Annotated in this window: 20 protein-coding genes; 3 read left to right on the plus strand and 17 right to left on the minus strand. The window is 60.4% G+C overall.

Annotated features, from left to right (window positions below; genetic code table 11):
* Window positions 1–247: 247 nt before the first annotated feature.
* Both DID98_RS31105 and DID98_RS31110 read right to left on the minus strand, forming a co-directional pair.
* Entirely contained in the window at window positions 248–1,756 is a 1,509-nt protein-coding gene (locus tag DID98_RS31105) for a caspase family protein (RefSeq protein ID WP_124523202.1), read from the minus strand.
* A 10-nt stretch (window positions 1,757–1,766) separates the two neighbouring features.
* Window positions 1,767–2,564 (minus strand): hypothetical protein, encoded by a 798-nt coding sequence (locus tag DID98_RS31110; RefSeq protein WP_124523200.1) that lies wholly within the window; start codon window positions 2,562–2,564, stop codon window positions 1,767–1,769.
* Between the two features lie 735 nt (window positions 2,565–3,299).
* Here DID98_RS31110 and DID98_RS31115 point away from each other — a divergent pair.
* On the plus strand, window positions 3,300–4,274 hold the full coding sequence (locus tag DID98_RS31115; RefSeq protein WP_260426270.1) for a helix-turn-helix transcriptional regulator: 975 nt from the start codon (window positions 3,300–3,302) through the stop codon (window positions 4,272–4,274).
* A gap of 468 nt (window positions 4,275–4,742) precedes the next feature.
* Here the strand turns inward: DID98_RS31115 and DID98_RS31120 are convergent, their stop codons facing one another.
* The 13 genes from DID98_RS31120 to DID98_RS31190 all read right to left on the minus strand — a co-directional run bounded on the left by DID98_RS31120 (window position 4,743) and on the right by DID98_RS31190 (window position 20,481).
* Complete coding sequence (locus tag DID98_RS31120) at window positions 4,743–5,252, minus strand: hypothetical protein (RefSeq protein ID WP_124523196.1); 510 nt, start codon at window positions 5,250–5,252, stop codon at window positions 4,743–4,745.
* 243 nt (window positions 5,253–5,495) lie between these two features.
* Complete coding sequence (locus tag DID98_RS31125; protein WP_124523194.1) at window positions 5,496–6,107, minus strand: hypothetical protein; 612 nt, start codon at window positions 6,105–6,107, stop codon at window positions 5,496–5,498.
* A gap of 215 nt (window positions 6,108–6,322) precedes the next feature.
* Entirely contained in the window at window positions 6,323–6,700 is a 378-nt protein-coding gene (locus tag DID98_RS31130) for a hypothetical protein (RefSeq protein ID WP_124523192.1), read from the minus strand.
* A 414-nt stretch (window positions 6,701–7,114) separates the two neighbouring features.
* Window positions 7,115–7,459 (minus strand): hypothetical protein, encoded by a 345-nt coding sequence (locus DID98_RS31135; protein WP_124523190.1) that lies wholly within the window; start codon window positions 7,457–7,459, stop codon window positions 7,115–7,117.
* A 198-nt stretch (window positions 7,460–7,657) separates the two neighbouring features.
* A complete protein-coding gene (locus DID98_RS31140; protein WP_221621957.1) occupies window positions 7,658–7,921 on the minus strand; it encodes a hypothetical protein in 264 nt (87 codons plus the stop codon).
* A gap of 148 nt (window positions 7,922–8,069) precedes the next feature.
* Window positions 8,070–8,705 carry a hypothetical protein gene (locus tag DID98_RS31145; RefSeq protein WP_124523188.1) on the minus strand — a complete coding sequence of 212 codons (636 nt, stop codon included), beginning with the start codon at window positions 8,703–8,705 and terminating at the stop codon, window positions 8,070–8,072.
* A 7-nt stretch (window positions 8,706–8,712) separates the two neighbouring features.
* Window positions 8,713–13,026, minus strand: a complete 4,314-nt coding sequence (locus tag DID98_RS36420) for an RHS repeat-associated core domain-containing protein (RefSeq protein WP_260426271.1) — start codon at window positions 13,024–13,026, stop codon at window positions 8,713–8,715.
* On the minus strand, window positions 13,023–13,481 hold the full coding sequence (locus DID98_RS31165; protein WP_039323783.1) for a DcrB-related protein: 459 nt from the start codon (window positions 13,479–13,481) through the stop codon (window positions 13,023–13,025). Before DID98_RS31165 ends, DID98_RS36420 begins: the two co-directional genes overlap by 4 nt.
* A 17-nt stretch (window positions 13,482–13,498) precedes the next feature.
* Window positions 13,499–15,637 carry a type VI secretion system Vgr family protein gene (locus DID98_RS31170; protein WP_124523184.1) on the minus strand — a complete coding sequence of 713 codons (2,139 nt, stop codon included), beginning with the start codon at window positions 15,635–15,637 and terminating at the stop codon, window positions 13,499–13,501.
* A 134-nt stretch (window positions 15,638–15,771) separates the two neighbouring features.
* Entirely contained in the window at window positions 15,772–17,661 is a 1,890-nt protein-coding gene (tssF, locus tag DID98_RS31175) for a type VI secretion system baseplate subunit TssF (protein ID WP_124523182.1), read from the minus strand.
* 249 nt (window positions 17,662–17,910) lie between these two features.
* Window positions 17,911–18,420: an OmpA family protein gene (locus DID98_RS31180; protein ID WP_044847820.1), complete on the minus strand. Its 510-nt coding sequence runs from the start codon at window positions 18,418–18,420 to the stop codon at window positions 17,911–17,913.
* Window positions 18,421–18,508: 88 nt separating this feature from the next.
* Window positions 18,509–19,777 (minus strand): diguanylate cyclase domain-containing protein, encoded by a 1,269-nt coding sequence (locus DID98_RS31185; RefSeq protein ID WP_124523180.1) that lies wholly within the window; start codon window positions 19,775–19,777, stop codon window positions 18,509–18,511.
* Window positions 19,774–20,481 (minus strand): YfiR family protein, encoded by a 708-nt coding sequence (locus tag DID98_RS31190; RefSeq protein ID WP_124523178.1) that lies wholly within the window; start codon window positions 20,479–20,481, stop codon window positions 19,774–19,776. Before DID98_RS31190 ends, DID98_RS31185 begins: the two co-directional genes overlap by 4 nt.
* Window positions 20,482–20,559: 78 nt before the next feature.
* Between DID98_RS31190 and DID98_RS35980 the strand changes: the two genes are divergently transcribed.
* Window positions 20,560–20,715 (plus strand): hypothetical protein, encoded by a 156-nt coding sequence (locus DID98_RS35980; RefSeq protein WP_185500410.1) that lies wholly within the window; start codon window positions 20,560–20,562, stop codon window positions 20,713–20,715.
* A gap of 184 nt (window positions 20,716–20,899) precedes the next feature.
* Here DID98_RS35980 and DID98_RS31195 read toward each other — a convergent pair whose 3' ends face one another.
* Window positions 20,900–21,985: a hypothetical protein gene (locus tag DID98_RS31195; protein WP_124523176.1), complete on the minus strand. Its 1,086-nt coding sequence runs from the start codon at window positions 21,983–21,985 to the stop codon at window positions 20,900–20,902.
* Between the two features lie 302 nt (window positions 21,986–22,287).
* Between DID98_RS31195 and DID98_RS31200 the strand changes: the two genes are divergently transcribed.
* Window positions 22,288–23,529 carry an FAD-binding oxidoreductase gene (locus DID98_RS31200; RefSeq protein WP_124485219.1) on the plus strand — a complete coding sequence of 414 codons (1,242 nt, stop codon included), beginning with the start codon at window positions 22,288–22,290 and terminating at the stop codon, window positions 23,527–23,529.
* Between the two features lie 16 nt (window positions 23,530–23,545).
* Here the strand turns inward: DID98_RS31200 and DID98_RS31205 are convergent, their stop codons facing one another.
* Window positions 23,546–24,307 carry a FadR/GntR family transcriptional regulator gene (locus DID98_RS31205; RefSeq protein WP_124523174.1) on the minus strand — a complete coding sequence of 254 codons (762 nt, stop codon included), beginning with the start codon at window positions 24,305–24,307 and terminating at the stop codon, window positions 23,546–23,548.
* Window positions 24,308–24,382: the final 75 nt, after the last annotated feature.

Here is a 24,382-nt window from a genome sequence, read left to right on the forward strand (position 1 = left end):
ATGGTTGGCAAGCGGCCGCAGGAAGTGTTTGCTCCAACACACGCCCAGCTCTCATGCCGACGGTTAGGAGATAGATCGGATATCGGACTGTCATTGTCCTAGTCCGCGTTGTAGTAGATCGACCGCATCCGAGACTAAAGGCATCGGCAGGGCATGGCGGTCTGTAGAACGATCTTCCATACGAGAACGCGGTCAGCGATTGATGGAGAGGCAGAGCGGAGTGCCGAAGCCCCCGCCCCATCGCCTGCTAATTGACAGCGGTCTTAGCCTGGCTAACCCACCAGTTCCGCTCGCCAGTATCCTTGGGATTGAATGGGGTGCGTAACCTTCGCGCGATCTGTTCCAAGTCTCCGGCGTCAGCAGCCGGGTTGACATTGTATGCGTGCCAGATGGCCGCGGAGACCGCCAATCCAATGTCTGGATCATTGACCAAGTCTGGCGAATTGAGTAGATCAACGCCGACCATTTCGCCGAAACGTTTGTAGTTGTACCGACCGACAACAAGGAGGCCGTATATGTTGCGGCCACGATATCGCCAGCCATCTCCGCTTCCTGGTGGCCCGTTCCCCAAGTCGCTTCTGCCTCCGTAGATCACGTTGGCGATGGCTTCGGGCTTACCAACGAGGCTTCTTGCCATTTCGTCAGATGTCACTTGGCGAGGCCAGTCCTTACGCAAAGCTGCGGCAGAATATGTAAGCCTATCCTCCTTGGCTCTAAATCCCCCGGTCTCGTAACCGATGGCGCCTAAAAAGTAGGCAAGTCGGATCGGGGTATTAATCTCGTATTTGGCCAAGACGTCGCGGTGTTTGAGGAGCGCGTCGGCAAAATATTCTCTGCCACGGAAGAAGTGCACTAGCTTTGCACGGTCGAGGCCCTCCAGGAAAGGAGTGACTTTGTCGGGCGTTCCGACCGGCTCAGGTTTGTCCGGCACACCATTGAACTCGCCGCTGGCGAAGCTCCAGCGGCCTGACGCAGTGAGACCGTTAACCACGAGCGGGAGTTGTTCACCGCCTGTGTCGTTGGAAACAAGCGTCTTCACGTCGTCAAAGAGCAGGACTATCGGGTCGTTCGGATGTCGTGCTATTGCTTCAATCAAGCGACCTGAGAACGGACTACTCTCCAGCGAAGCGCCTTCGTCAGCGATATCGCCAGCGCGTGTCGCATAGGCGATGAGCGTGCTGCCACGGCGACCCATGTCGTGCAGTCCCTTTGGATCTCGTGGCGTATTAGACGGATACCATTGGCGACACGCATCGAGCACAACGATGTTGATTGGGTTGCCGGCCTCCTCCATGTCCTTCAGCAGTGGCTGCAACGGAGTGCCTTCGTTGCGAACTTGGGCGGGAGTTCGCGCCTTGGATGTGAGCGGCAGCAGATAGTTGTTGCCGAATTCATCCTGAGCAGCGTGGCCAGCATAGTAGAAAAAGCCTACCGCGTTGTCTCCAGCCGCACGCAGTCGCTTCCCGAATGCAGCGATCACGTTGGTTAAAGTGGGGCGGTCGAGATCGTAACTGTTCGGCTGCAAGGTAAAGCCCTGTCGCCTTAATTGTTCAGCCAGCTTTTGCGCGTCTGATAATGCGTTTGGCAGAGAGGGATTCGGGTTATAGTGGGTATTGCCAATAACTAATGCAATGCGGACCGGTGTTTGACCGCAGGCCGCGCAGCATGCAATTGACGTTGCAATCAACAACAATACTCGGCCGAATCGGACTCGCCAACTGTTGTTTCGCAGTGCCGGTTGTGCGACTGTGATCATTGCAGTGGCCTCAGGCACGGCGCCCTCGCTCAAACAAGGCGGCCTCTGCTTCACGACGAATGGGTAATCCCCGTTGGTCGGGGCCCGGCCAGAGGTGCTTCATTGCACGAATTCGATCGGGTACTTTATCGAATTGCTCGGCTGCCATCAATTGCTTGATCTCGTACATCTCTTTCCGAGATTTGTTGTTATGCGTCGACGGCCCTCGGTTGTAAACCAGCGAAACGAGTGCCCCGAAGCTATCGTCGGATAACATTCCGCAGTTTGGAAAAGCGTCTTCCGTCTGTTTGGTGGGGTATCGCAGGAAAGCGAGAAACTGCGTGTAGGCGTCCGACCAAGAAATCTCGACAGATTGCACACGCGGCAAAGCTGCCTTTGCGGCGGGCCCCTTGAGTGCAGCCACGCTTGTCAGAAGCGCGCGGTCGTCCACGCTGAGCATCGGCCAGTCACGATCGATGATGGCTGCGTTTGCGGACTGCAGGTCGTAGCCGACTCCGATAGTCACGCCTGACTGCCCCTTTGGCCAGATCGGTCGTTGATACTTTGCTTTGTAGACCGCCTCGCTCGCGACCTCGCAGGCAACAATCAGATCGATCGACCGCTGGCTCAATAGCCGCTTAGAGGGTTTACCATGAGGTACGCCGCGAGCCCCCGTCTTATCGCGATAGATCCAACTTTGCTCAACCATTTCCGGGTCATTCTGGATTTGATGAAGCAGTGTTTCAAATCTATCGGCCTGTGCAAAGGCAGGCAAACTGTTCGCGAGTGCAGCCGAACCTAGAACCGAGAGAAACACGCGTCGTTCCATAGGAAACCTCAGGCTCCAAGCAAACGTGTGGAAAATGCAACCAACACATGTTATGTGGTTTTCTTAACAGCAAGCGCCAGAAGTTTGCCTTTGACCGCCAAAGCCCACGACCGTGCCTTGCTCGCGCTCGGGAGATTCGATGAAGCGCGACTACGTCGCCTTTATGCCCAGGCCGGACGCTGTGATAGCAGCGAGGAATCTGACCATCACCCGTCAACCTTACAACGAGCAGCACCTTGAATTGCGCTCTCAACGGGGGGCCAGGTAGGCGATGAGCACCTCAACCTAAGGGTGATGCGGTGTCCGGAAGTACAGGGTCAACTCCATTCCGTTCCCCCGTGCATTGGGCTAGATTTCAGCAATGTTTGGATCGGATTTCATCCCCCAGATTGGGGATGAAAAAATGCAATGTCTGATTCGTCCGGTGATGCCGCTGCTTTGTCCTGTATGCAAAAGAACGGCAGGAAAACATTGAGAATCGCCATTACGTCTGACGAGAAGCACCCCTGAAGCAACATGCTTCGAGCAGAAAGCGCTGCCCGCATATTGAACCTCGTACAAGAATGAGTAATATGCCCGAAAGGCTGTCAAAAAGAACGCATCGCGCGGGGTAGCCAAATGCAACGGAACGAGTTGATTCCATCGGCATTGCTCGATGACATCTACGCTGCAGCACTGGGCGATCAGAGATGGGAAGTCGTACTCGACGGCTTGCGATCGTCGGTAGGCGTGCGTATGGCCACGCTGCTGTCGTTCGACGACGCGGCGGGAGTGCCGGTCATCGACCGGGCTGCGGGCGACGACGAGCCGTGGGTTGCCGATTGCCGCCGCGCATACAACACCGAGTTCTATCTGTATGACCCGGTCGTACCGATCGCCGGCAACTGGCCGACTGGTCGCTGGTTCGAGGACGCCAAGCAACTGTCCCGCCCACAGCGCGACCACTGCGTGTTCTACCAGGAATTCCTGAAACCATACGGGATCGGCAGCATCGCCGGCCTGTATATCCATCGCGGTGAGCACACCGGCGCATTCCTCAGCGTACAGAGCGGCCCCGAATCGCAGGGCCTGTCGGACGCACAGCGCGTCGCGATCGAAAGCATGGGCGCACACATCAGCCGCGCGTTGCGGATCGAGGCACGCATCGGCGAACTCGAAGCACGCGTGGCCGCCGCGGAATCGGCGCTCGATGCGCTTCCGGTGCCGGTGTTCTTGCTCGGCGCGCAACGCGAACTCCGCTATACGAATCGCGCAGCCGATCAACTGATCGCGGCGGAACCTGCGCTGCGGATCGCGAACGGGCGCTTCGCACCGGAAGGCTGCGTCGACGATGCGCAATGGCGGCACGCGTTCGCGCGCGGTGGGCTGTTGCTGCGCCGTGCGACGGGCGAACCGCTACCGCTTGCGCTGATACCGGTGCCCGAACAGTCACGCCTCGTGCGCGAGCGGCCCGGCGTCGCGACATTGATGACGGCAGCCGACCTGCGTTCGCCGGCGGCACGCGCGCAGCGGCTGCGCGTGTTCTACGGACTGTCGTCGGCCGAAGCCGATCTCGCGGTGCTGCTGTGCTGCGACGGACGCTCGCCGCAGGAATGCGCCGAGCTGCGCGGCGTGTCGATCGGCACGATCCGCTCGCAGATCAAGTCGATCTATGCGAAGACGGAAGTGACGCGGGCGGCGCAGTTGACGTCGTTGGTCATGCAGACGTGACGGAACCAGATTGATGAAATAGCCGATGTCCGAGCTACACAATCGGAAAGTGTGTAGTGCAGCCCCGGTCTCACCATACAAATATTGTCCCTGGAAACGCACGTTTTGCGCCCCGATGCATGGTTAGTCGATTCCCTGGCTGCGTTTCGTTCCATGCGGGTGCGGTCACAACGCCCGTCTCGGGACCTGGAACGCGTTGTCGCATCCCAAGTTCACGCCGCAAATTCGAAGTGCGTTGTCTGACGGCAAGATAGTCCTTCGTCACGCCGGTGTTAAGCTGGTTTCGAATGTTGTATTCGAGATCCAGCTCATTGGCAGGCCCCATGCTCACTCACCTTACGAACGAGTGACCCATACGAACCATGCTCGAAGTGCGTCGCGTTCCCAACCGGATCGATTGCACTACTCCCCGACTGCCGCCTCACAATCCCCTCGAACTGCCAAACATGCCGGATCGCCACTCCTAGACTAGCGACTTTTCTCCGGTGGCTCCCAATATTTCGCTCCCTGAGAATCTATCAATTTTTCCAAAAAATCCGCAAACGAATCCGCGACCTTCGGCCAGTCACATCGACTATCCAAAGGCAAAGCAACGCAAACCGCACCAGCAGGATCCATCAACAATAATTCTGAATCCCCGTAAAAACGAGCAAAAACAACATCACCATTCAGAAACTCTCGCGCCCTTCTTCCCCTTTGCCTCGCAGTTTCATCGATGGCCTCTTGAGGCGACAATACCTGAACGCCCCACTGCCCGTACCCAACATCTTTGAATAAATCTGCCCGCTCGGATATTTTCCAAAATTTCGCGAGCTCGGACGCGGAGTCCGGAATACCCCGAATCGTCGAATCAAGCGCAACCGAATCAGCAAAATCAGATCTCAGAAAAAAATGACATTCCCTTCCAAAATGAAAAGCCCTTCTCGCCACAGACCAATCCGCCTTCATCTTCTCGACAATAACATTCAATTTTCCCATAATTGACTGATATCCCTCCAGAATGCGCTGAGGCTGCCAGATCAGTTCATCATCTACACCTACTGCAGCAAGAGCAGTTTATCTTTCTTCCCACCTCAAAGGTCAACTCGCAAATACACTGTTCGCGGACGTGATACATCCGAAGAAAATTTTAATTCATCGAACACCCCACAAGAGTCAAGCGGAAATTCTGCGTAATTTTTATTTTTTGACACCAAGGCGACCCCAAGCAAATCGCCACCTTTAAAGATAAGCCTTCAAAATACTTCGATCAAACGACTTATTCCCGGACACATTTTTACCCAGCAAATACTCGACATCCAGTCCATCTTGACCGACACCATTCTTCTTCGCCGCGAAAACGATAGTCAAAAATGGGTACGAGTAGTAGTTCGGGTTGTCCATTACATCCTTAATCAACCCCGAATTAACCTCCACCGCATTTACCACTCTCGGCAAGTAAATACCCACCACTTTTTCACATATCCATCGACACGTCGATTCCATCTCCACCTCATTCCGCGGCAAATCAACCACCCCGCCGACACTCGGCGAAAATGATTTTACCGCTTCCATAGATGTATTCATCGCCAGAACCAACCCCGTCGGAATCTTTGACTTGTATGGAGGATTACTGCCTACATAGAAATCCTGAAGACGAGGAGAATCAGCAGCAGCAGAAAGAATATACCCGTTTGCATTTCTTAGAAACCTGAATCCGATTCGCCCACTACCCGCCCCTTCGCGGTCGACAATAATTTCACCTCTCGACACCTTGACGCCGATCTCATTTATATTTCCCTTGAGAACCTCTTGCAATCTCTTCTCAAACTTCTTTTTCAGTTCAACGTCCATCTACACACCTCAATGTTTCAACACGTGAAACGCGTACAACACGGCCGATGTGATTCGGCCAGCCTTGTCACACGGGTGTCCACGCTTGCCATCATCGAGCGAAATCCCACAACCGGACAACGGAGCGCTATTGTGCGACAGCCTCATCTGCTTCTCAAAAATCGGCAATGAATGACGTCGCAATAGAAAACCCCGTCAACACTCGCAATTGAAAATCAATCCGAATCAGGATATATCTCTCGCAAACTTTCATCTCGACTAACTTGCGACCATACCGCACGACCCCACGCAACCCCACCATTTTTGAAGATGGATTTTATTTTACCCTCAAATTTTTCATTGAAATTCTCATCCGACTCGATAAAAACATCAACAATGTGATTTCCATCAGACAAAAAATCAGCAAGTCGATCAACCCGATCAACGACCTCGATAGAAAAATCATCGCCATCCCAATCTGCGATACAACGCCCCTTTTTATCCTTCACCGAAAGACGCGCACCAAATGCATTTTCGATTTTTTCAACCAGACCAAGAAAATCAATATCTTCCAGAAGAACAACGCTCAAGCAACGACCACGCTTAGAAATCATTTATATTTATTGGCCTAGAAATAGATGGACCATAAGCCTTACCAATCCCACTTGCAGCACTCCCTCTTTAAATAGTGCCCCCATAATCTCATTGCCCGTCGAGCGTGTAGAGAGTCATCGCAGTTTGGTGAAGCGCGCAACCAAATGTAGTGGTCCACATACGTGGATTCATGGCATAGCGATAAAATTCGACCGCCGCACGACCCAGTCGGATCGCGTGCCATGAACCAGTAAATGGTATACACAAGCCTCGTCGCCCCGGCAATACAAGCATTGAAACCAACTTACCGAGACTACCTGATCAGCCATCCATTTTAATCTATTTTCGCTCGCGACCGATCAACGCGAAAGAATGTCATATGACTGCTCGAACCGAATAATCAAGCAGTATTGCAAATTTCTCGATGTTAAAATTTAAGTCCTAAATTCATCATTTTCACGATAATAATTTATCTCATCAATAAACCACCTGACATTATCATTTTCATCGATCTTGTTTTTTAAAATATGGCTCAGCTGATTCACCAACATCCAACATCTCAAGTTATACTTCTCAACTGACTTCGGCATCTCCATGCCCTCGTCGTCCACATAAATTTCATCATCATCCAGATCTTGAATGTAATCCCACGGGATGTAGAAAAACCTCGCCCGCTCTGGGTCACTCCGCCAGGAATCAACATTTGCGTAAATCCAGTCTTTTTCTGGCAACGACTGGATATTTTCGGTTAGCCCCAACAGAGAATTATAAATTCGCACGAGCCCCCCCAACCGTTACACCTCTTTTACCCACAAGCTCATATGGAATTCATTTTATTCGACTATAAATCACAAATATCAACACAAACCCCTTCAGCCAGATCGACAAAAGTCCGCGTATTCGAGAAGAGTCACACTCAAACACCACCCTTGGTTATTGGACGAATCGCCCTCCGCGCGCCCCGCTCTTAACACAACTTACAATTGCATCGGTTTATACGAAAGCATTTTCTCCACAATTTCCTCCAGCGGCATATCCTCGCACTTTTTCTGAAATATATAATCCATTGCACTCGGATCAATCACATTCGCATTCAAAATTTCAATGTCATTTTCAGCCTCCTCGTCGGAGGCATAATTTGACTCTCTCATTCTTCCGACCAGTACGATCAATTCATCCCTATTCATCGCCCGACCTCTCACTAGGGGCATGCAGGATCCAGCGCGGCCATCGGCACCCATATGGATCATCGACTACCGCCCCGTTTCGCTCTTATTGCATATCTCCGGCACCCTTTTCTCGAAACTTCCCTCCAGCGGGAGCGAGGGACAAATTGCCGCACGAAAACCGCTGCTTCTTCTATTTAAGTTAACCCAACCACCGATCGCGTTAAGGCTCCGGATAAACGGGAATCTTTCTTTCGCCACGAATTTCAAAAATCTTCACATCACCGCCGCCGCCCTCCACCGATAACACTCGATCAGGAAAACGCCCCTCCGGCCATTTAACCACTATCCCGACAATACTCCCATCAGCATCATATGAATAATTCGTCTCCGTATACTCAAGATTTCGTTTTTCAAGCTGAAATACACTAGAGACCTTTCCCTTTACATAGTTCAATCGCACAACTCGAGTCACCTGTGAATCGGGATTCTCTTTAAATGTATTTCCATATACGTACCGAGTTGCAGAATTTTCTGAATATTGATAAAAATCATCGGAACGCATCCAATCCTGGTTTCCGGGTGGACCGCCCAATTTACCATACGCAACCATATGTATTACTCGCCCTTGATCATCGTACGAATAACAATACCGTCGGGGTCCGGGCTCCGATTTGCCTTTCAACATACGGCCGGGCTTCACTCCAAGTATCTCAGTACGATAGGGCTCGAGAGAAAATGGGGCACCGACACCAGTTCCCCACCCTTCTGATTTAGTGTTCTCTTTCGCGTGCTTCAAAAACTTTGAATAAGCTCCATCACTTTCATGCAGCAGCTTAACAAGATCGTCTTTCTTCATTTCTCACCTATCTTTTCCTGGGGAAAGTCTTCCCGCTCTCAAGGTCGGTCCTTATTTTATCCAATCCAGCATGAAAATCGGGGACCGTATTTGCATTATCCAAATGATCAAAAACGTATTGTTTGTATGCGTTACTGTGAACACCTTCCCCAGCATGGGCGGTCGATAAGTCGCCGGCTAGGCGCGAGCCAGTGTCTTTAGGCAGCCAAGCACCATTTTCACCCGCATTGATTGGTATCCCGAGATTATCCATCTTGGTTCGCAACGCCACCATTCTCGGATCAGTCGAATTCGACATTACGATATGGTGCGCCCGGTAGTCAGCGCTAGGTCTGTTTCCAAGATTTTGTGCAAGTTCCTTCGCGTCACTGGAGCACGATAGCCCCCAGGGGTCAATCCAGGTTATAGGGTTGGGGGCGTATTGGTAAAGGTTAGCCCCTCCTACCACCCCAATCGGATCCGGATTAATGAATCGCCCGATGTCCGGATCGTAGAACCGGAAAGTGTTGTAGTGCAACCCGGTCTCGCGATCCAGATACTGCCCCTGGAAGCGCAGGTTCTGTGGTCGCGGTACGTGTGTCGGCGTCGGCGCGACCACAGACACTTCGCCCCACGTGGCTGTCGGCCGCTGCGGCACCCGCGCAATCCACTCCTCCTGCACCGCATTGCCCCACACCTTGTAGCGTGCCTGCCAGACCAGCTCGCCATCCGCGTCAGTCAGTTCCTCCGGCAGCCCCGAAACGTCGTTGTGGAAGTAGTAGACGGCATCCCGTGCATCCGCATCATTAGCCGCCGCCTTCCCTTGATCGATCCGAGCAAGCGGCACGTAACTATTGGACTCGTACAAATACGTCAGCGCTTCCTCACCACGACGATCGTGATACGTCTCCTGCACCAACCGCATGCCGTCCCACAGGAAATCCGTACTCGCGTAACTGCCGTTGAGCTTCCGGATCCGCCGCCCGAACGCGTCGTATTCGAAGTGCGTCGTCGCGATGCCGAGCCGGTCCTTCGTCACGACCGACTTCAACTGGTTCCAATCGTCGTATTCAAGAATCAGCTCTTTGGCCGGCCCGTGCCCGCTCAGCTTGCGAACCAGCCGCCCATACGAGTCGTACTCGAAGCGCTTGTCCTCGAACATCTTGAGCCGGTTGTGCTCGACAAAGCCGCCCGGGTGATCGCTCGACACCAGGTTGGCCGCCGCATCCCAGCGAAACACTTCCGACGGCAATCCCGGCCCCACGGCCTGCTCGATACGCCCCGTCGGGTCATACCGATAGTTCGTGGTGCCGTAGCGCTGATCGCGCTTCTGGATCACGTCGCCTGCTGCATCGTATTGCCACTGCTTCGCAAGCAACTCGCCGCCCACCGTACCTCGCTGCGCAGCGTGCCGCGCCCGACGCCCCACCGCGTCGTACCCGAAATGACTCGTCAGCTTGCCCTGCGTTCGTAGAATCTCGCGATGCAGGTCATCCCGCTCGATATCGGCCACCGTGGCGCCATCGAAACGAATCTGGTGCACATGCCCCGACCCGTAATGCAGCCAATCGATCGTTCGTTCGCCGGAAATCGTCGTGCTGACGCGATTGCCAAGCTCATCGTAAGTGTGCGCGAGCCAGCCAGTCGGCGTGTACTCCTCGACGACCTCACCGCGCGCGTCGTATTTCAGGCTGACCCGGTTCTTCAGCGACGGCCCACGCGCGGCAAGCGCGTACAACTCCGCCGATGTGATTCGACCGGCCTTGTCATACAGGTATTCACAACGCTCATGCGGAGCTTGCTTCGCCGTCAACTGCCCGATCGCATCGCGCTCGTATCGCGTCTCGATCTGTCCATCGCGGACAATCGTGCCCTGGCCGCACACGTCGTACTCGTAGGTACGCTTGTGGCCATCGAGCCCGATCTGCGCGGAAACCAGATCGCGCCGCTCATACTGAAAACGGTATGTCTCGCGATTTTCGTTGGTGAGGCTCGCAAGCCTGAAAGCATCGTCGTAACCGAACCGCACCACGCGATCCGCCGCATCCGTGCGAGACAACAGCAACCCACGCGGATCGAGTTCATACCGCGTCCGACGCTGATTCGCATCAACGACCTCGACGAGCCGCCCCGCCGCATCGTATCGAAACGTCTGACGCGCACCGTCAGCCGTCCCGATCCCGGTAACGCGCCCCATCGCATCCGTTTCATACACGGTGGCCTGCCCGGCCGCGTCCGTCACCCGCGCGAGCGCACCACGTGCGTCATACGCGAACCGCGTGACCTTGCCGGAACAATCGGTATACGACGTCAACTGCGCCCGACCATTCCATTCGAGGAACTTGTACCCGCCACGCGCATCGCGAATCGTATGAACGAGCCCGCGATCGTCCCGGTAATACTCGGTCGCGAAACCCGCAGGGTCGCGCGTCATCGTCAGGTTGCCGCGATCGTCGTAGCGATAGATCCAGCGCGCATTGGCCGGATCGGTTTCAGCGACGGGCAGATCGTAGTGCCCGTTCCACTCGGTCCGCTCGACCTGGCCGAGCGCATCGATACGCTGCGTCTGCCGCCCGCGCTCGTCATATTCGAAGCGCGTCGTATTCCCGGCCGGATCGGTCGTACTGACCAATTGCCGCATCGCGTTCCACTCGAGCCGCCACACATGGCCTTCGGCGTCGGTATGACTCGTCGGTTGCCGATCCTCGTTCCACGTCCATTGCGTGACGCGCCCGATCTGGTCGGCGATCGTCACCGAACGCTGAACGAGATCCGCATCGAACGTGTACGCTTCGCCGTCGTCGGTCCAGTGGCGCACGACACGCGCGTCGCGGCCGACGCCCTGCCACGCATAAAAGCACGTCAAGCCGCCGCGCAACGTGTGCTGCACCATCAGTCCGCGCTCGTAGCCGAACCGTCGCCCGACGTGGCCGCTGCGATCGGTCACGGCCACCAGTTCGCCGGCGTCGTTGTACGTGTAACACACGAGCGTATCGGGGCGTTCGCCGTCCACACCACGCGTCAGCTCGATCGCGGCGATGCGTCGGGGGTGCGACGAATCGTAGACAAGCGTCAACAAACGACCCGCGCTATCACGCAGCAGCCCGGGCCGCACGACGTCATCGGCCGCTTCCTGCTCCACCTCGATCCAGTTGCCGTTGCGATCCTCGAGACGCCACAGCTTGAGCGTCTCGCTGTCCGCATCGCTGCGCGCACGGCCGAAATCGCGATACAGACCGTCGACCGTTTCGACCACATAGTGACCGCCGGCGGTACAGATCAGATAGATGCCTTCAGGCACGCTGAAATGACTCTCACCCGGCGGCACGGCCGGAAATTCGATATCGCGCCCCTGCTCATCCCAATACGTGATCGACGTGACCTCGCCGTGCTCGCGCGCAATCCGCAGCTCGACGCTGATCGGCACGCTCCAGCCGGTGCCGAACAGGCTGTCCGCACGATCGTCATGGCTGCTGTAAAAACGCCGCCACACGATCGGCAGCGGCCCGGGCAAAGCGAAGTCGGTGTCGTCCGTGCCGTCGAGAACCTTGCCGCCGGTGATGACGTTCACCGGATGGCCGGCCGAAGGTCTCGCCAGACTGCCGAGCCACGTCCCGAACGCACTCGCCGCGAAATTCATCGCGATACACGGCACCTTGCTCTTCAGGAACTGCCCCCAGCTCATCTTGCCGCGGCCGCAAACCGCCAGCGCAATCCCCAGCGCGGCGCCGAGCCAGCCGAGCCGCGTCGCCGACTTGACGTCCCGCACGCGCTGCGTGCCGCCGCCGATGAAAACGTTATCGGAGCCTTCGGCGATCGTCCCGTCGCAAGTCGTCTTGTCGCCGACGCGCGCGGCCGGCTGATCGTTGATATAAACGCTCCCCGACCCATCGGCAATCATCTGCGGCCCAGGATGATCCGTGCACGCAACGGTGTCGAGATCCCCCGGCTGCGCGGCCCGCGCCGCCGGCTTGTCGTTGACGTACACGTTGCCGGAGCCGCTCGCGATCTTGCCCTTGATCTCGGGCGGCGCGATCGAATCGGCCAGCGCCTTCGCGCCGTCGTCGATGGCTTCGTTCATGCCGCTCGCTTCCATCAGCGCGCCGGATCCCACCGCGACGCCCACGCCGATCGCAATCACGAGCGGCGTCGCCAGCCCGGCCGTGCCGATTTCGAGCGCGGCGAGGCCGACGAACACCAGCCCCTCCATCGCCTCGGCCACCAACGCGCCGACGACGGCACCGCCGATCACCGACCCGACCGTGCCGGCAAGCTCGCCCCAGAACGACGTGTGCTGGATCGGGTCTTCGAAGCGGGCGGCGGCGAAGTGTTCCGCGCTCACGACGCGTCACCCGGCCCGAGCAGGGTCGGCCGAGCCGCGCGCGGCTGGAAACTGGCAAGCATGCGGTCGGCGATCGCCTGCTGTTCGTCGGTCAGCGGCGCCGCGCTGGTCAGCGTCATCACGAGCACGCGGCCGGCGTCGTCCGATGGGAACATGGTCTGCATCTGATGCCAGAGCCGGCCGTCCCGTTCGTGCGTGGAATCGATCTGGATGCCCGCGCGCCCGCCGACCACGATCGGCCGGCGCGCCTTCTCGGTGAGCATCCGCGCATCGCGCGACGCCACTTCCCATTCGCGCGCGACGAATGCGTCGAGATTCTCGCCGTCGCGAAACCGCCCGCGGGCGATCACGAGGTTGAGGCCGCCGGGGCCGACGTTCATCATCAGGATGTTGACGGTGCGGTCGAGCGCCGCGTCCGGCAGTTCGAAGGTGCCTTCGTGGATTGCGTAGTGCATGGCTGGTGTCGTTCGAGTTATTTGTTGAGGTCGATGCGCTTGCCGTTGACCATCACGCCGTCGTCGGTCATCAGGATCACGGAACCCTTGTGTTCGAGGCGGATGCCTTCCGGCGCGAGCGAGATCGAGCTGTCCTGCACCTTCAGCAGGATGCCGCGCTCGGCCACGTACATCTGCGTGCCGCCGCCGCCGTCCTTGGCCGGCGTCGTCACCTCGACGGTGGTCGCGGTCGTGCTGCGCTTCTCGGCGATCGTCTCGGTCAGGTTGCCCTGCGGAATCTGCTTCTCTTCGCTACCCGTCGCCACCAGCACGGTACGCATCGGGCCCAGCACCTTGTGCGTCTCGTTGTTCTCGACGACGGTGTTCATGTCCTTCTGCGCGTGCATGAAGAACTCCTGCATGCCGTTCGTATCGGTCATGCGGATTTCGTTCGACCCCTGCCCCTTGTGCGTCTGGCTCTTGATCCCCATCGTCTGGCCAGCCGCGCCGTGGTACGGATTACCTTGCTCGCCGTTGAACACGCGCCCGACGATCACCGGGTTGTCGGGATCGCCCTGGTTGAACGCGACCAGCACTTCCTGCTTGATCCGCGGAATCGCGGCCGCGCCCCAGCCGTCGCCGGCCCACGGTTGCGACACGCGCACCCACATCGAATCGGAGCCGTCCTTCTTGCCGCGCCGGTCCCACGGAAAGTGCACTTTCACGGCGCTGCCGTTGGTATAGATCTCCTCGCCCTTCGGCCCGACGACGATCGCCGACTGCGTGCCGTGAATCACCGGCTTCGGCGTCGCGCGCGGCGCACGGTACGGAATCTTCTTCGGCAGCAGCGCGAACGAATTGCGGTACGGCAGCTTCGCGCTGTGCTGCGTGTAGTCGTTCACCGCTTCATGACGCACGTGCAGGATCACGTATTCCTGGTTGTTCTCGAGGACGGGATGATTCGCCACCGTGACGGCGCCGGCCGTCGTCATGCGCCACGCATAGCCGCCGCCGGTATAGCGATGGGCCTGCGCCTCTTCGGCCTCCATCGCGAAACGCGCATAGCGGTTGCCGTCGTCGCCGTGGTCGTACAGCGACTGGTGCTCGAACCGCTCGGTCGCGTCGAGCCGCGCATGCTTGAGGTTCTGCGGCTCGGCCTCGACCAGCATCAGCGGCGACGACGGATTCTGGTAATTGAAGTCGCGAAACGTGACCTTGCCGACCCCGAAGCGCCGGCCCTCGTGCAACTGGTCGATACCGCTGTCCTCACTCGCCTCGGTCGCGGCGAACGGCACGGTGGCCAGCCCGTCGATCGGACGGAACAGCAGGTTCGTGTCGCCGATCACGAGGAAATGCTTGTCCTTCTCGTAGCGGTGCGTCCAGACCAGCCCCTCCTGCTCCATCAGCCGCGCGCAAAAGTTGTAGTAAGTCTCCTGATACATCACGACGTACTCGAGCGGCTTCTGGCTCGTCCGGATATCGAACACGAAATCGGAAAACCCGTGCTCCTGGAAAATCTCGGTGAGGATGTCCTGCGCGGTCTTGTTCTGGAAGATCCGGCAGTCGGTGGAGCGCGTCAGGAACCAGAACCACGGCACGGCCGTCAGGTGATACTGCGTGACGTTCCCGGGATTGCCGGCGCGGTCGAACGATGCGACGTAGCCGTCGAAGTAGCGGTCGGTATCGCCGGTGCCGGTTGCGACGAAGCGTTCGAGCGTCGACAGGCGCGCCTGCTGGTCGAAGCGGATCTTGACCTGCTGGCCGATCAGGTCGTCCGGGCGAAGGTCGTGGCGATGCGACAGCAGGTCGAGGTGAATCTCCGGCAACCGGTTCACGTACTCGTCGACGACGGCCGCGCTGACCAGCAGCACGTCCGGGCCGAGCGGCGTATCGAGCGTCACGTAGCGATTGAGCTGGGTCAGGCGCGCGGGGTTGGCGGCGCCGTTGATCACCTCGGCAATCGCGCCGGGCGTCTTGTCCATCAGCGAGAAACCGGTTTGCGCGAGTTGCATCGCGCGCTGGACGGTGTCGACGTGCCCGGCCAGGCCGGCGAGCGGGCCGACGCTTCCGGCAACACTCGATGCGATCGGACCTGCGAGGCCGCCGAGCGCGCTCAGGGAGCCGAGCGCACTGCCGCCCAAACCGTTGGGAATACCCCCGTTCGGAGCGAAACTCATTCTTGTTCCTTGCTTGTGTTCTCAGGTTCTGTCGGCCGGTTCGCCGGGCCGAAGCCTCGATAATGTAGGTCAAAACCCGGGGGCGCGAAAGACGCCTTCGCAAACGTTTTCGTTATCGCCCCAATAATCGGGAACTAGATCAAAGGCTGGGTGCCGGGACAAGGTTGCCCACGCCGAAGCACCGCACCGGTATGGGCTGAAAACAGCACGATCTGCACGAAGCTGTTAACCGGAACGTACGGCGCGAAAAACCGGTCCATCACGTGCGCGAACCCGCCCAGGCTGAACCCGGCGAAGCGCTGCTCGTCCACGACCAGCCGCACTTCCAGCCCTTGCACGAACGCCGAGGCCGGCTTGCCGGGCAGCCAGCACCGCACGCGCGCGGTCGACAACGAGACGAGCGCATCGAAGCGCCGTCCGGCATCGACCGAATCCTCCGCCCAGCGTGCGCAAAGCCGCCTGAGCTGAGCCAGGCCGCCTTTGTCCAGCCGGATCGCCTGTGGCACGAGAAGCGACAGCAGATCCCACAGTTCCCCGTGGCGGAAAGCCCGCGCCCGGCACCGGGTCGGCCGGTTCAGCAACATGATCGTTCCCACCGGGTCGCCTTCCGCCGGCGTCAGTTCGCACGCCTGCATCCCGGACAGGTCACCCTGGGTACAGGAAAGCCGGATCGCCAGATTGCGCTTGCCCGGATCGGCAGGTTGGCCGTCCCGGTCGGTGAGCTGGAGTTCGACGCCGTGGAGCGGCTCTGGCGTCTCGTCCGGGGCAGGCGTCGGTGTCGGCGCTTTGTCCGCCTGTTTGGCGTCGGGGTCGACAGGCTTCCGCTTCGGTGCCCGCCTCGCCTCGTCGCGCAATACAGTCCAGAACAACCCGGGACGGCCGTCCATGCCGTGCCGCAGGGAATGGAATGGCGCCAGTGCCGATGTCCCCGCGTCGGAAATCTCACGCACGGAGTCGATCGACCAGATGTCCGTGCGCGGCGTACCGGCCTGAGCCAGCGCCTTCACCGGGTAATACGCGCAACCGGCACGCGTCTCGATCGGCGCAGCATCGTCCGGGAACAGGTTGATCACGGGCGTACAGAACAAGCGCACATGGTCCGCCGTCGCGGCGGCCAGACGCTGGGCGCGATGCGAGTCCCGATGCACGCCGGCGATCGCGAGATGCAGCGCGACGCGACGACCGTCGCCGGCGGCACGCTTGAGCAGCCTCATGTCGACGTCGACAAAGTCGAAACGCTCCGGAGCGGCGCAGTACGTCATCAGCAGGTGAAACGGCCCGAGGGCGTCGTCGGGCGGCGGGGCGAGCAGCGCATCGGCCGGCTCGACGCCGACGGCCGTGATCGCCACGCCCGGCAGGCGCTTCCAGCGACCGGACTCGCCCACTTCGGCGAAACTTCGTACGGCAAGCAGCAGCGCGGCGTCCGCGAGTGCAGCGACAACCTCGCGCGCACCGGTGAAGTGCAGGCGCAGCCTGTCCGGCACGATCGCAAACGTGGCTTCCGATGCAGTCAGCTCGAACGTGATGCTCAGGAAGCCGGACGTTTCGGCGGGCAACGCCGCGTCTCGCGGTGCGATCGCCGACGTCGTGTAACGCACGGCCGCGACGGTCAACGGCACGATCGTGACGTCATCTGTCATCCGAAATACTTCGCGGCCGGCCGGCGCGATCAATCGGTCACCGCGGGGGATGACGCGAGGTGCGGTCTGCTTGTCGGTCTGGCCGCCACGAAATTGCGCAATCGCGCAGGAAGGAAACGGGCGCAGGAACGTGCCGTGCAGCGATTCGAGAAGGCTGTGTGAAAACGCAGGCACGTCATCCTCGAGACGGATGTCGTGAGACGCCGCCAGCAACGCGAACGACTGCAACAAGCGTTCGACGTGCGGGTCGTCCGAATGCTCGCCAGTGATCGCAAGGCGCGCGGCGATCTTGGGAAAGCGCTGCGCGAACGTCTGCATCGAACGGCGCAGCAGCGCAAGCTCACGTTCGAAATGCCGAAGCAGGTCGTTGGGTTCCAGGGCCATACACGTTCCGGTAGCCGCTGCACTCGCCGCTTGGCCATGCAGCGTTCAAAAAAGGCGGAACGATTTTATTCAGGCAGTTGAAAACTTCGTTTCAGATTTTCCGGGAAACTTCCAGTCACGCGTGTCCGTTTCGTGCCGCAGATCCGGCCCGGTTGCCGTGATCATCAAGGTTCGCCGCTCGCGAATGGACGTTCGGGCTTCTGCATGGCAATGGTGGCAAACTGTTACAGCCCAACGCATGCGCTCCCCTCACCGCGGCGACACCACAATCGCCGCCCTCCGGTTCTGCGCCCGCCCGGCGGGTGTCCGGTTATCCCCCACCGGATCGCTCTTCCCCTTCCCGACCACCGCGATCTGCTTGCCGTCCAGCCCCACATCCACCAGCTCGATCGCCACCACCTCCGCCCGCCGCCGGGACAACTCGAGATCGTAAGCCGTCTCCCCTTCCTCGTCCGAGTACCCATAAACCCGCACACCGTTGATCCCGGCCGACCTCAACGTCCTCCCGATCCGCTCGACGATCCGCCTGACGACCGGCTTGAGGTTGTACCGATCAAAGTCAAACAAAATCGGCCCCGTCGACCCGAACTCGAACCCCTGCTCGGTCTCCTGAAACCCGGCCGACTTCAGCGCCGTGACTTGCGTCTGCGTGAGCCCACGATGAAGCGGCGGCGTCTTGCACCCGCCGAGCAGCAGGCACAGCAGCACCGCGCTCGCGACGCACATCCTCCCCATGCTCACAGATAACGCGTTTTTCATCACAGTCCCCTTGCTTCGCATGCGCCCGCATCGCGTGCGCTTCTTATCCCGCCGCCGCGGCCTCGCCCGCAGCGCGAAACGATCGACGTCAAACCGGCCCGGCTACGCCTTCCGACAACTGCCACGACCCCGGCCGCGCACGCTTGGCGCGGTACATCGCGGCATCCGCCGCGCGCAGCAAGCCGCTCGCGTCGGACGCATGGTCGGGATACAGCGCAACGCCGGCACTCATCATGGTGGCCACCATGCGTCCGTCGGGCAACTCGATCGACGACACCATGCCGGACAAAATCTGGTCGGCGATCAGGCACACGCTGTCCGTGTCGCGCACACCCGTCAGCATCACCGCGAATTCATCGCCGCCCAGGCGAGCGACGAGATCGGTTTCGCGCACCTGCGCGCGCAACCGTGCCGCGACGCCGACCAGCACCGCATCGCCGGCATCGTGGCCAAGGCAGTCGTTGATTTCCTTGAAGCGGTCGCAGTCGAGATACAGGATGGCGACCCGCTGTCCCGTCAACACGGCGTCGCAGAGTGCAAGCGACAGACGCGACTCGAACTGCACGCGGTTGGGCAAACCGGTGAGCGCATCGTGCGTCGCCTTGTATTCGAGCGACGCGTTCTCGTCGCGCAGCGTGTTCTGCCATTCCTCGAGTTCATCGAGCAGCGCATTGAAGTCGTCGCCGAGCTGGTTCAGTTCGGCGATCGCCACCGGCTCGACACGACGCGCGAATGCACGCTCGCGCCGCACGGCGTGCGCGACGGCGGCAAGCGCGCGCAGCGGCGCGACGATATTGCGCAGCAGACGCTTCGAGCTGATGTAAGCGCCGAACACGCTGACGACGAGACAGCCGAGAATGCCGCCGATGCCGCCGAGCAGGAATCCGAAGAACTGATGCCCGCGGCCACGCACGATCACCTGACCGACGACGATGCCGTCGTGCATCACCGGAACGGTCACGGCGCCCGGCAACGCGAGAGCGGCGACGACGCGCTCGAGCCCGGCGATCCGGCCGCCGGCAGGCAGCTTCCAGGTCGCGAACAACTGCCCCTTGTTGTCCGTGACCACCACCTGCGCGACGTCCTCATCGCTGGCGATCGTCGCGATCGCTTCGCTCGCCGCGGCACGGTCGCCGAACACGAGCGCCGCCTCGACCGTGTAACCGAGCGAGCGGGCCAGCAGGTTGAGGTTGTTGCCGGCATACGCACGCAACGCGATCACGGCGACGACGATCAGCGACACGGCGGCCATCGTCACCGCGACGAACGCCAGGCGCAGGTGCGCGCGGCGCAACACGCTTTGCAGCGTCGGGCGCGGCACGCGTGAGGACGCGATGGGGGGCGCGGAACGTGTCATGGCGTCAGCGTCCGCCGCGCGAGGTTGAGCACGTTCGGATGCACGCGCACGCCACTGCGCGCGACGGCGTCGAGATTGATGTCGAACGTCACGTGCTCGCCTTCGACCGTCAGACAGAACATGCTGCCCGCGGTGCACGACGGATCGTGTTCGGCGATGGTCAGCACCGGACGGCCGGCGAGCGCGGTTCTCACCCGCATTCGCTCGTCGTTGCCGAGCGCGCCGAGATACACGACGTCGCAGGCGATGCCGAGCGAGGGATCGTCGAAGCGGACGCGCTGCACGTCGAGCACGGTCGAGCCGGCCTGCATCGTGTCGGTGAGGTCGCCCGCGTAGTCGGGCCTGCCCGTCACGCACAGATGCAGGCGCACGGGCGTCGTCGGCCAGCGCGTGAAACTGACGATGCCGAGCACGACCTGGCGTACGTTGGAGTCGTGTGACGAAAAGGCGGGACCCGTCGGGCCGGCGGGCGTCGCGGTGGCTGCGACGTGCATCGTGTCGACCGGGTCGCCCCTGTCGGCAAGCGATCCGGCGAGGACGGAAGGGACAACGCTCAGAACGCAAACGATTGCGATGAATGCGTGACGCAACGACGCGACTCGGCCCGACCGGCCGCACGCCGTCCGCGCGGCGATTGCCGCCGCACCCGCTGGCGTCGATGCGGCCGCATGCTTCGCGGCCGTCGCGCACACACTCGCATCCATGATGGAAACATCGGTTGCAGTCGTTCCCGGCCCTGCCTCCTGCCTGCCGTGTGCGTGCGCAGGTACCGTGTCACGCACATGATTGCTTCCATCTTAGGTAAAAATTCGCAACCCGAACCAGTGGGATACTCCCGCCAAATAACCGTCGGAAAGTATGTTGAATCAGCGTTGAGCCTGGTGATGGCGGTGAAAGCGAAGCGCAACGCCGATCTGAATTCGGCTTCCGCAGATTGATCAGCGGATAGGACGACCGTGCGCATCAAGCACATGCAGTTTCGCAGAGGCGCACCGGGCCGGTTTCCAATACGCATCGATGCACAGCCAGTAAAAGTTGCTGCACGATTCCGCGCCTGACGAAACGGATCCGTCATACGATGCGCGACACGACAAGGATTCATGCGCCCGCGGAAAACGGTACCTACTTCGCTTTACACGGCACGGTCCGGAATACATACCCGTACCCGTCCTTCACGGCCTCCGACACACTGTCGTCACCGATGCGTGCGAACAACCCCGCACGACTGTCCCCACGGCACGCGCTTGCCGCCGAATACGTCGTCCGTACCAGCACGTGAGAAAACAGCGTCCGGGTCTCGATACTGCCTATGAGATAGGTGGGCCCCATCAGCAACGCTATTGCCCAGAACACCATGCCACACGGCGCCAGCATGGCAATCACCTGGCGAAGCCGCTTCCGGCCGTCAGGCTCCGTTTTTTTTAGCCCGAACCTGAGCCTTCTCCAGGTCACGGTCATCCGTTCAGCTCCGTGCGTGCTGAATATCCTGACTTGATTTGCAGCATGCTGAATGATCATGCTGCCGACCAGGAAAACCAACTGAAATACGAAGAACGCAACGAGCATAAGTCCCGCTGCCTGAACCAGACGCAGCGCGAAAAATACGGAAGCCGACAGGCCCGTGAAGCTGGAAAAGTGGTCGGCGGTTTCATGCGTCAGCGTCAGGACCAGTCGCTCCGCGTCCGAGTGCGCGAGCCAAAGCGCGATCGACGCCACCGCCAGATAGGCGCCCTTTCCCAATACCTTGCTCCACGTCCAGCGCGCGACCAGGCTCAACACATGGTAGATGTGTCGAGCAGCCGCGTATGCAAGGAGAAGAAACACCGGTATGGAGAAACGGCCGATCCGCGGCATATCCAGCCCAATCCACAGGATTCCGGAAAGCAGCAACATCATTGCGACCAGACCATAAGCCACGGTGACATCCGGAGGAAGTTTCGCGATCGGGCGCAGTTTCCGCATGACTCTGACCGTGCGGCGGATCAGCCATGTTCGAAATGGCCGCAGCATGGGGATCCATTCACGCAAGATCCCATACAGCATCGTTGCCGAAATCGCACCGACCACAAGTCTGATCACCAGCTGAAACCTGAGGAGCTGCAGGATGACGAACAGTCCCGCCAAAACGGCTGCGCTGCGAACGAGCGGCGATCGATGCCACGGAATTGCGGCAGGTTGTCGGGCCTCGGAAATATTGTTTTCGGGCATGGAGCGCTCTCGTGACCAGTTGGCAAATTCGACGAAGTCGCCCGCTCTCCAGGTACTCGAATCGCTCCGGAAGTGAGAAATGCAATTTGCGCGACGCCTTCGTATCCGGCTGCGTACGGCCGGCCGCCTAGCGTACAACCGGAATGGTTGTTGCGACAACCTCACGGCCAAGCGCCCGATTCGCGCATCGTCGCGTTCGCGAGTATCCTAGCTGATCATTCGATTGCAATTCCGAGCACCCGACCGAAGCGCCGTCGCCGACTTCGAGTGTTGATCGCTAACCGTCTATTTCGCCTTCCCTCATGGACTTCGACGTAATCGTTCTGGGCGCGGGCATCGTCGGCGTCTCCGCCGCGCTGCACCTGCAGGATCGCGGCCGCAAGGTCGCCCTCGTCGACCGCGGCGCGCCCGGCGAAGGCACGAGCTTCGGCAACGCGGGGCTGATCGAGCGCTCGTCGGTCGAGCCGTATCCGTTCCCGCGCAGCCCGTTCACGCTGATGCGCTACGCGCTGAACCGCTCCACCGATCTCTACTGGCACAGCACGTCGCTGCCCGCGTTCGCGCCGTGGCTCGCGAGGTTCTGGTGGGAATCGGCGCCGCTGCGTCACGCGGCGGCCTCGCGCGACATGCTGCCGCTGATCGAGCGCTGCATCGTCGAGCACGACGCGCTGATCGCACGCGCCGGCGCCACCGAGCTGATCCGCGCGAGCGGCTGGATGGAAGCGTTCCGCACGCCGGCCGCGTTCGAACGCGCCGTCACCGATGCGGGACTCACCGCGCGCCGCCACGGGCTCGGCATCACGCCGCTCGATGCCGCGACGCTGCGCGCGCAGGAACCGAGCCTCGCGCCCGGCTTCTGCGGCGCGCTGCACTGGCTCGATCCGAAAAGCGTCGTCGATCCGTCCGCGCTCGTCAAAACCTATGCGCAACTCTTCGTGCAAGGCGGCGGCACGCTGCTCACGGGCGATGCGGCGAGCCTCGACGCGCTGTCGCCCGGCTGGCAGGTCACGACGGACGACGGCAAGATCGCCGCGCCGGCCGTGGTCGTCGCGCTCGGCCCGTGGTCCGACACGGTGTTCGGCAAGTTCGGCTACAAGATTCCGCTGCGCGAGAAGCGCGGCTATCACATGCACTACGCGCCGTCCGAACGCGGCGCGCCGTCGGCGCCGATCGTCGATCGCGAATACGGCTACGTGATCGCGCCGATGCGGCGCGGCTTGCGGCTGACCACCGGCGTCGAGATCGCCCGGCGCGGCCTGCCGCCGACCGGCGTACAACTCGAGCGCGCGGAACGCGTCGCGCGCCCGGTGTTCGGCTTCGGCGAACGGCTCGACCCGCAGCCGTGGCTCGGCTTCCGGCCGTGCACGCCCGACATGCGGCCGGTGATCGGCCCCGCGCCCGCGCATCGCGGGCTGTGGTTCTCGTTCGGACACAACCATCACGGGCTCACGCTCGGCCCCGTCTCCGGCCGCCTGCTGGCCGAGATGATGACCGGCGAAGCGCCGTTTACCGACCCGACGCCCTACCGCGCCGACCGCTTCTGATTGCGCTCGCCCGCGCTCAGTCGAGCGCGCGGCCGAAGATCCGGATCACCTCGTCGAGATGCTCGGCCATCGCACGGCGCGCGGCCTCCGGGTCGCGCGCACGGATCGCGTCGAGGATCGCGCGGTGTTCGAGCTCCGAGCGGTGCGGCATGTCGTTGGGCATGTACAGCGACTGCAGCCGCTGGAACATCAGGTCGTACTTGTGCGCGAGCAGCTGCTTGATCATCAGCGCATACGCGGGGTTGTCGCTCGCTTCCGCGATACGGATATGGAACAACCGGTCGCCCGGATGCGTGAGCGAGCCGCTGCGGTTGTCTTCCTGGTTGCGCAGGAACGCCGCGTGAATCCCTTCGATCTGCGCGTCCGAGCCGTGCTTCGCGGCGAGCGACGCGGCTTCCGGCTCGATCAGCCGGCGCGCCTGCAGCAGCGCGAACGGCGGGATTTCGGTATCGAGGTCGAGCGCGATGCCGAGCTCGGGATCGATCTCGACGACCGGGAACGGCGCAACCTTCGTATCGGGCCGCGGCTCCGGCGCGGCGGCCGCCTCGGGTTGGCGCACCTTCACGCCGTCGCCGACACGCACGCTGACGAGCCCGCTGACTTCGAGCGCGATCAGCGCCTCGCGCACCGACGTGCGCGACACGCCGAACTGCTCGGCCAGTTCGCGCTCGGGCGGCAAATAGCTGCCCGGCGGGAAGTCGCCGGACTCGATCATCGTGCTGAGCTTGTCGGCGATCTGCTGGTAGAGGCGGCGGTTCTGAATCGGCTGGATGGACATACGTTGATACAGGTAAGCGATTGCATTGCGGACGGTCTGACGAATGGAGCGCGCGCGTCGGGCCGTTCGCGCCTA

This window comes from Burkholderia sp. Bp8984 (assembly GCF_003853755.1).
Classification (GTDB): domain Bacteria; phylum Pseudomonadota; class Gammaproteobacteria; order Burkholderiales; family Burkholderiaceae; genus Burkholderia.

Bases quoted from the DNA above. Each gene is read 5' to 3' on its own strand.
- DID98_RS31110 (WP_124523200.1), bottom strand. From the start codon at position 2,564: ATGGAACGACGCGTGTTTCTCTCGGTTCTAGGTTCGGCTGCACTCGCG.
- DID98_RS31105 (WP_124523202.1), bottom strand. From the start codon at position 1,756: ATGATCACAGTCGCACAACCGGCACTGCGAAACAACAGTTGGCGAGTC.
- DID98_RS31180 (WP_044847820.1), bottom strand. From the start codon at position 18,420: ATGAAAAACGCGTTATCTGTGAGCATGGGGAGGATGTGCGTCGCGAGC.
- DID98_RS31200 (WP_124485219.1), top strand. From the start codon at position 22,288: ATGGACTTCGACGTAATCGTTCTGGGCGCGGGCATCGTCGGCGTCTCC.
- DID98_RS31140 (WP_221621957.1), bottom strand. From the start codon at position 7,921: ATGGGTGCCGATGGCCGCGCTGGATCCTGCATGCCCCTAGTGAGAGGT.
- DID98_RS35980 (WP_185500410.1), top strand. From the start codon at position 20,560: ATGATTGCTTCCATCTTAGGTAAAAATTCGCAACCCGAACCAGTGGGA.
- DID98_RS31185 (WP_124523180.1), bottom strand. From the start codon at position 19,777: ATGACACGTTCCGCGCCCCCCATCGCGTCCTCACGCGTGCCGCGCCCG.
- DID98_RS31120 (WP_124523196.1), bottom strand. From the start codon at position 5,252: ATGGGAAAATTGAATGTTATTGTCGAGAAGATGAAGGCGGATTGGTCT.
- DID98_RS31170 (WP_124523184.1), bottom strand. From the start codon at position 15,637: ATGAGTTTCGCTCCGAACGGGGGTATTCCCAACGGTTTGGGCGGCAGT.
- DID98_RS31115 (WP_260426270.1), top strand. From the start codon at position 3,300: ATGGCCACGCTGCTGTCGTTCGACGACGCGGCGGGAGTGCCGGTCATC.
- tssF (WP_124523182.1), bottom strand. From the start codon at position 17,661: ATGGCCCTGGAACCCAACGACCTGCTTCGGCATTTCGAACGTGAGCTT.
- DID98_RS31205 (WP_124523174.1), bottom strand. From the start codon at position 24,307: ATGTCCATCCAGCCGATTCAGAACCGCCGCCTCTACCAGCAGATCGCC.
- DID98_RS31130 (WP_124523192.1), bottom strand. From the start codon at position 6,700: ATGATTTCTAAGCGTGGTCGTTGCTTGAGCGTTGTTCTTCTGGAAGAT.
- DID98_RS31165 (WP_039323783.1), bottom strand. From the start codon at position 13,481: ATGCACTACGCAATCCACGAAGGCACCTTCGAACTGCCGGACGCGGCG.
- DID98_RS31125 (WP_124523194.1), bottom strand. From the start codon at position 6,107: ATGGACGTTGAACTGAAAAAGAAGTTTGAGAAGAGATTGCAAGAGGTT.
- DID98_RS31195 (WP_124523176.1), bottom strand. From the start codon at position 21,985: ATGCCCGAAAACAATATTTCCGAGGCCCGACAACCTGCCGCAATTCCG.
- DID98_RS31145 (WP_124523188.1), bottom strand. From the start codon at position 8,705: ATGAAGAAAGACGATCTTGTTAAGCTGCTGCATGAAAGTGATGGAGCT.
- DID98_RS31190 (WP_124523178.1), bottom strand. From the start codon at position 20,481: ATGGATGCGAGTGTGTGCGCGACGGCCGCGAAGCATGCGGCCGCATCG.